At 55.5% G+C, this 5771-nt stretch carries 6 protein-coding genes; all 6 read left to right on the top strand.

Annotated features, from left to right (window positions below):
- Nucleotides 1–694: fumarate hydratase (locus HOLDEFILI_RS12485; protein ID WP_006060098.1), on the top strand; the 694-nt coding region annotated here is incomplete at its 5' end.
- On the top strand, nt 694–1227 hold the full coding sequence (locus tag HOLDEFILI_RS12490) for a Fe-S-containing hydro-lyase (protein ID WP_006060099.1): 534 nt from the start codon (nt 694–696) through the stop codon (nt 1225–1227). The genes HOLDEFILI_RS12485 and HOLDEFILI_RS12490, both read left to right, overlap by 1 nt.
- Nucleotides 1224–1667: a 2-thiouracil desulfurase family protein gene (locus HOLDEFILI_RS12495; RefSeq protein WP_006060100.1), complete on the top strand. Its 444-nt coding sequence runs from the start codon at nt 1224–1226 to the stop codon at nt 1665–1667. Before HOLDEFILI_RS12490 ends, HOLDEFILI_RS12495 begins: the two co-directional genes overlap by 4 nt.
- Nucleotides 1664–3127: an aspartate ammonia-lyase gene (locus HOLDEFILI_RS12500; protein WP_006060101.1), complete on the top strand. Its 1464-nt coding sequence runs from the start codon at nt 1664–1666 to the stop codon at nt 3125–3127. Before HOLDEFILI_RS12495 ends, HOLDEFILI_RS12500 begins: the two co-directional genes overlap by 4 nt.
- A gap of 4 nt (nt 3128–3131) precedes the next feature.
- Nucleotides 3132–4310: an NAD(P)-dependent malic enzyme gene (locus HOLDEFILI_RS12505; RefSeq protein WP_006060102.1), complete on the top strand. Its 1179-nt coding sequence runs from the start codon at nt 3132–3134 to the stop codon at nt 4308–4310.
- 56 nt (nt 4311–4366) lie between these two features.
- The gene (locus HOLDEFILI_RS12510) at nt 4367–5560 is read left to right on the top strand and encodes a MalY/PatB family protein (protein WP_006060103.1); all 1194 of its coding nucleotides are present in this window, start codon (nt 4367–4369) and stop codon (nt 5558–5560) included.
- Nucleotides 5561–5771: the final 211 nt, after the last annotated feature.

Raw genomic sequence — 5771 nt, forward strand, 5'->3', positions numbered from 1 at the left:
AATGGAAAACGCTGAGCTGGCCAGGACGAAACGGCTGCCGATCTGCCAGGATACCGGGATGGCGGTCGTGTGGCTGACGATCGGCCAGGATGTTCACTTTACCGGGGGATCGTTAAAGGCCGCGGTCAACAAGGGCGTAGAGGAAGCCTATCAGGGAAGCTACCTGCGCAATTCCGTGGTCAGCGATCCGGTGTTTGAGCGGAAGAATACGCTGACCAACACTCCGGCGGTGATCTACACGGAAATCGTGGAAGGCGATCAGGTCGTGATCGAATGTGCGGCGAAGGGCTTCGGCTCGGAGAACTGCTCGCGCATCAAAATGTGCAAGCCGGCCGAAGGCGTCGAAGGCGTCCGGGATTTCATCCTGGAAACCGTCAAGCTGGCCGGCCCGAACGCCTGTCCGCCGATGGTCGTCGGCGTCGGTGTCGGCGGGACGATGGATTATGCCGCCTACCTGGCTAAGCGGGCATTAGTCCGGCCTTTGGACAGTGAGAATGAGAATGAACAATACCGCCAGCTGGAACGGGAATGCCTCGAACAGATCAACCAGCTCAACATCGGGCCGATGGGGCTGAAGGGCCGCACGACAGCGCTGAAGGTCAACATCGAATGGTTCCCGACGCACATCGCGGGCATGCCGGTGGCGGTCAACATCAACTGCCATGTAACCCGGCATAAAAAGGTGGTGCTGTAATGAAGAAAATTCAACTGCCGTTAACGATGGAAGACCGCCGGTCCCTGCGCGCAGGGGAACAGGTGCTGTTAAGCGGTGTAATCTACACGGCGCGGGATGCGGCGCACAAACGGATGAAAGAGCTGCTGGATGCCGGAGCGCCGCTGCCGTTTGATCTGAAGGATCAGATCATTTACTATGTCGGCCCCACCCAGACGCCTCCGGGGATGACCTTCGGCAGCGCCGGCCCGACCACGGCGACGCGCATGGACGTCTATACTCCGCAGCTGCTGGATCTGGGTCTGGCCGGCATGATCGGCAAGGGCAAGCGCAGTGATGCGGTCAAGCAGGCGATCATCCGCAATCAGGCGGTCTATTTCGCCGCAGTCGGGGGAGCCGGCGCATTGTTAGGCCTGCGCGTGAAAAAAGCCGAAACGATCGCGTTTGAGGATTTACAAAGCGAAGCGATCCGGCGGCTGGAGGTCGAGGATTTCCCGGTCTTCGTCTGTTTCGACAGTCAGGGAAATGATCTGTACGCTGAGGATTTTGAATGATCGCCGTCAGCGCCTGTCTGGCGGGAAGGGCCTGCCGCTATGACGGCAAGGCCAATACCGTGCAAGCGCTGAAGGCGATGGTTGAACGCGGGGAAGCCGTGCCGATCTGTCCGGAAGTGCTGGGCGGACTGGGCATCCCGCGCGATCCGTGCGAACGCCAGGGCTGTCAGATCTGCACGCAGTCCGGCAGGGACTGCACCACCGAGTACCGCAAGGGCGCCGAAGCCGCGCTGACGCTGATTCAGAAACATCACATCACGCTGGCGGTGCTGAAAGCTAAAAGTCCCTCCTGCGGCAAAGGCTTGATTTATGATGGAAGTTTCACCCGCACGCTGACGGAAGGCCACGGTTTGACAGCCGAACTGTTCATCCGCAACGGTGTCCGGGTGTTCACAGAAGATGAGTGGCAAGAAGAAAAGGAGAATTCACAAAAAGCATGAACGCAACAGAACAAACCCCGGAACAGTTCCGGTGGGAACATGATTCACTGGGCGAAATCGAAGTCCCGAAGGAGGCCCTCTACGGCGCGCAGACACAGCGGGCCATGACCAATTTCCAGATCACCGGGCGGCGGATGCATACGCAGATGATCCGCTCGATCGGCAAGGTCAAAAAAGCCAGCGCTTACTGCAACAACCAGTGCGGATTCCTGGATGACGAACGCCTGAAATACATCACGGAGGCCTGCGACGAGGTCATCTCCGGCAAGCTGGATTCGTGGTTTATCACCGACTGCATCCAGGGCGGGGCCGGCACGTCGTTCAACATGAACGCCAACGAAGTCATCGCCAACCGGGCCGCGCAGTTGGCCGGCCGCGAGATCGGCGTCTACGATTATATCCATCCGAACGATCATATCAACTTCGGTCAGTCGACCAACGACGTCTTCCCGACTGCCGGCCGTTTGACGGCGCTGGCTTTGGTCGAGGTGCTGCTGGGCGAATTGACCGAGCTGCAGCATTCCCTGCTTAAAAAAGCAAAGGAATTCGACGGTGTGATCAAGATGGGCCGGACGCACCTGCAGGACGCTGTTCCCATTCGTTTAGGTCAGGAATTTCACGCTTATGCGACGATGGTCGGCCGCGATATCAAGCGGATCCGTGTCGCCTTCAACGATTTAAAGGCCGTCAACATGGGCGCGACGGCTGTCGGCACAGGCTTGAATGCTGATGAAAAATACAAGAAGATGATCGTACCGGTGCTTTCAGAAATCAGCGGGATCACGCTCAGCTCCGCCAAGGATCTGGTCGACGGCACCCGCAACTGCGATACGCTGGCGTTTGCCTCCGGCGCGCTGAAGGTGCTGGCGGTCAATCTGTCCAAGATGTGCAACGATTTGCGGATGATGGCCTCCGGGCCGAAAGCCGGCTTAGCGGAAATCAAGCTGCCGGACCGGCAGCCGGGCAGCTCGATCATGCCGGGCAAGGTCAATCCGGTCATCGCCGAGGTCTGCAACCAGGCCTGCTTCAACGTCATCGGCAACGACGTGACGATCGCCAAGGCGGCGGAAGCCGGACAGCTGGAGCTGAATGTCTTCGAGCCGGTGCTGTTTAAGAATCTGTTCGAGTCGATTGAGATTATGGCTAACGCCTGCCATACGCTGCGTCTGAACGCGATCGACGGTATCAAGGCGAATAAGGAAAACTGCCTGTTCTTCGTCGAACGCTCGGTTTCCCCGATCACGGCCTTTGCCCCGCATATCGGCTACGCCAACGCCAGCCGGATCGCCAAGCAGGCGCTGATCGAAAACCGCACGCTGCGCGAGGTGCTGCTGGAAAGCGGATTGATTACTGAACATGACCTGGAAATCATCATGGACGTTCAGGAAATGACCAAGCCGGGTATTCCGGGCAAGAAACGTTTAGCCAAGAATAAGAAGAAAGAAAAAGTGGAGGGATAACACAATGACTGTTTATGAAGACGCACTGAAACTGCACGAACTGCACCATGGCAAATTATCCATCGAACCGAAGGTTCCCTGCGAAACGCCGGAAGATCTGACGCTGGCCTACACGCCGGGCGTCGCTCAGCCATGTCTGGAAATCAACAAGGATCCGGAAAATGCCTACCGCTATACCGGCAAGGGCAACACTGTCGCAGTTGTCACCGACGGTACCGCGGTGCTGGGCTTAGGCGATATCGGCGCGGTCGCCGGTCTGCCGGTCATGGAAGGCAAGGCGTTATTGATGCACCGCTTCGCCGGGCTGGATGCGTTCCCAATCTGCGTCGATTCCAAGGATCCGGAAGAGATCATCAAGGTCTGCAAGCTGATTTCCCCAGGTCTGGGCGCGATCAATCTGGAAGACATCAGCGCTCCGCGCTGCGTGGAGATCGAACGGCGTCTGATTGAAGAACTGAATATCCCGGTCTTCCATGATGATCAGCATGGTACGGCGATCGTCGTGCTGGCGGCACTGATCAACGGCCTGCGGTTAACAGGCAGAAAGCCGGAAGACATGAAGGTCATCGTCAACGGTGTCGGCGCGGCCGGCAGCTCGATCATCAAAATGATGTATAATTACGGTTTCAAGAACATCCTGGCATTTGATTCCAAGGGCGTTCTGCATCCGGACAAGAAGGACAGCTACAACCCGCTGAAGCAGGAACTGCTCGAATACACCAATCTGCATGGCGAAAGCCCGGCGGACTTGAAGGCGGCGTTAGTCGGCGCGGATGTGTTTATCGGCGTTTCCAAGGGCAACCTGTTGACGAAGGAAGACATTGCCACGATGAACAAGGATTGCTTCATCGTCGCGTTAGCGAATCCGACACCGGAAATCGATTACTATGAAGCGAAAAAGGGCGGAGCGCTGATCGCCGCGACCGGCCGTTCCGATTTCCCGAATCAGGTCAACAACCTGTTAGCCTTCCCGAGCATTTTCCGCGGGGCCTTGGACGCGAAAGCAACCCGGATCACCGAAGACGTCAAGATTGCGGCGGCCCAGGCGATTGCCGATCTGATTCCGGCCGAAGAGCTGACGGAAGAATACATCATTCCATCGCCGTTTGATTCCCGCGTTGTCCCGGCTGTTTCCAAAGCGGTCAGAGAAGCCTGCATCAAGAGCGGTTATATCCGGAAGTAAGTTCTGTGTTTCAAGTCCTGGCTGTAAGCTGAAGTCAGAAAGTGGGGAAAATGCGTATGAGCTATGATTTCACAACTCGAATCAACCGACAGTCCCAGAATTCCAGCAAGTGGAAAGGGATGCGCAAGCAAAACCCAGAAGTGCCGGAGGGAATCGTTCCGTTATCCGTTGCGGATATGGAATTAATGAATCCGCCGGAGATCACCGAAGGGCTGAAACAGTTTCTCGATCACCGGATCTTAGGCTATACCGACGCCGGTGAAGATTACTACACGGAAACGGTGAACTGGATGCAGCGCCGCCATCATTGGACAATCGAAAAGGATTGGCTGGTTCTGCTTCCGGGCGTCGTCACGGCTATCAACGTCGCCGTCCGCGCGTTCGTAAAGCCGGGTGAGAAGATCGCGATCCTCACGCCGGTCTACTATCCGTTTAAAAAGACGATTGAAGCCTGCGGATGCACGACGGTGACCAGCAGTCTGATCAATCAGGAAGGTGTATATTCGATCAATTTTGACGATCTGGAAGCCAAGCTGGCCGATCCGGAAGTGAAAATGCTGATCTTCTGCAGCCCGCATAATCCGATCGGCCGTGTCTGGACGAAGGCGGAACTGACGCGGGTCGGTGAACTGTGTCTGAAACATGACGTTCTGATCGTTTCCGATGAGATTCATTTCGATCTGATTCTGCCGGGTCATGAGCATACCGTCTTCGCTTCGTTATCACCGGAATTGAGCGACCGCATGATCGTCTGCACGTCGGTATCGAAGACCTTCAATCTGGCGGGGATGCAGTGCTCGAATATCGTCATTCCCAACGCTGAACTGCGCACAGCCTACAAGGCCACGATGAGCAGTTATATCAACGGTCATCTGAACATCATGGCCTATGAAGCCGCAACGCTGGCTTATCGTCATTGTGAGGGCTGGCTGGATGAGCTGTTAGACTTGTTGGAAACCAACCGCAAAACGGCCGTTGAGTTCTTCGCCAGCCATTTCCCGAAGGCGACTGTATCTCCGCTGGAAGGAACATACTTGTTATGGGTGGATCTGCGGGCTTATTTCGCGGATCAAAACGAACAGGAAGAATTCATGACAAAGAAAGCGTTGTTGTTCTTGGACGAAGGGTATTTGTTCGGTGAGGAAGGCAGCGGCTTCGAGCGGATCAACCTGGCTTGTCCGACGTCTTTACTGGAAGAAAGTCTGGCCCGGATGGTGCAGGCTTACGAAAAAGACTCCGCCGCCGCATAAGCGGATTACCGGACCGGATAGACTTGAACTGAAAAATTCAATACTATAAAAAGCAGCTTCATCGAATGAAACCGGCTTCTTGCGTAAGGAAGGAAGACCGGACTTAGATGGAGCCGCTTTTTTGTTTTTTCGATAAACGAAAGGAAGAGTTTTCTATTAAAACGGTAGCTTTGAAAATTGTTACATCATTTTTCTCAATTTTTAACTAAAA

The organism is Holdemania filiformis DSM 12042, assembly GCF_000157995.1.
Classification (GTDB): Bacteria; Bacillota_I; Bacilli_A; order Erysipelotrichales; family Erysipelotrichaceae; genus Holdemania; species Holdemania filiformis.